General features: G+C 64.1%; 1 protein-coding gene. It reads left to right on the forward strand.

Annotated features, from left to right (window positions below; genetic code table 11):
- Positions 1-99: 99 nt before the first annotated feature.
- Complete coding sequence (locus tag ACDP63_RS24775; RefSeq protein WP_409928847.1) at positions 100-1,449, forward strand: IS5 family transposase; 1,350 nt, start codon at positions 100-102, stop codon at positions 1,447-1,449.
- The last annotated feature ends 17 nt before the right edge of the window (positions 1,450-1,466 follow it).

Below are 1,466 nucleotides of genomic sequence, written 5' to 3' on the forward strand. Positions count from 1 at the left end.
TAGCGCGTTGATTTTGTGTGCTGAAGCTGCGGTTTTGTTGGCTTTGAATTGCAGGGTTTCGTATGCTTTGGCCAGAAACCCTGCAATTTCCGGTCGCCGATGAAGCCCCATTCCCGCGCCCCTGAACAGGATGACCTGCTCCGCCCGAGACTGGTCGACATGATCGACGCCCGCCATGAGTTGGTGAAGCTTGCGGCGCTGATCGACTGGGAGTTTTTTGAACGGGAGTGGGCGACCTTCTTTCCGTCTCACCAGGGGCGGCCAGCGACATCTCCACGCCTGGTGGCGGGGCTCATGTATCTCCAGCACGCCTTCAAGCTCTCTGACGAGGCAGTCATCGCCCGATGGGTCGAGAACCCGTATTACCAGCACTTCACCGGCGAGACGTTCTTCCAGCACCGTCCCCCGATCGATCCCTCGTCGCTGGTGCGCTGGCGTAAGCGGATCGGGGAGGAAGGAGTGGAGTGGCTGCTGACCAAGACGATCGAGGCAGGCCGAGCTTCTGGCGCGGTCACCGACAAGAGCCTGAAGCGGGTGGCTGTGGATACGACCGTGATGGAAAAGACCATCGCCCATCCCACGGATGCGCGGCTTTACGAGCGGGCACGCGCGCTGTTGGTCGGCTTGGCGAAGGAGGCCGGGGTCGATCTGCGCCAGAGCTACGCCCGGCTTGCCCCGCGACTGGCCGCCCAGGTCGGGCGGTATGCCCATGCCCGGCAGTTCAAGCGCATGCGCAAGGCCCTGCGCCAACTCAAGGGCTATGTTGGCCGCGTGCGCCGGGACCTGCGCCGCCACCTCCAGGACATTCCCGAAGGTGCGCTGCGCGGACGGGTGCTGGAGGCGCTCTGGCTGGTCGGTCGCCTGCTCGAACAGACACCGAAGAGCAAGAACAAGATCTACGCCCTGCACGAGCCCGAGGTCGACTGCATCTCCAAGGGCAAGGCGCGCATCCGCTATGAGTTCGGCACCAAGGTCAGCCTCGCCACCACTCTCGACGGAGGCTTCGTCGTCGGCGCCCGCAGCTTCCCTGGCAACCCATACGACGGCCATACATTGGCGCCTGCACTGGAGCAGGTTGCCATCCTGACCGAGCAGGTGCCGGATCTCGCCGTCGTCGATCGCGGCTATCGCGGCCATGGCGTGGAGACCACCAAGGTCCTGATCAGCGGCACAAGACGCGGCATCACCCCGCTCCTGGCGCGGCTCCTCAGGCGGCGAAGCGCCATCGAGCCTGAGATCGGGCACATGAAGAGCGATGGTCGCCTGGCCAGATGCCCGCTGAAAGGCCGCATCGGCGACGCGGTCTTCGCCGTCCTCTGCGCCTGCGGGCACAATATCCGCAAGATCCTCGCCCATCTCAGGGCTCTTTGGACTCTATTGCTTCACCTGATCACGGCGATCATCCGGGGCGAAACGCCCCATCACCGCCATGCAGTGGCTGGCGGATAAGGTTGTTCAGAGCCGAC

This window comes from Paracoccus sp. P2 (genome assembly GCF_046335115.1).
Classification (GTDB): Bacteria; Pseudomonadota; Alphaproteobacteria; order Rhodobacterales; family Rhodobacteraceae; genus Paracoccus; species Paracoccus pantotrophus.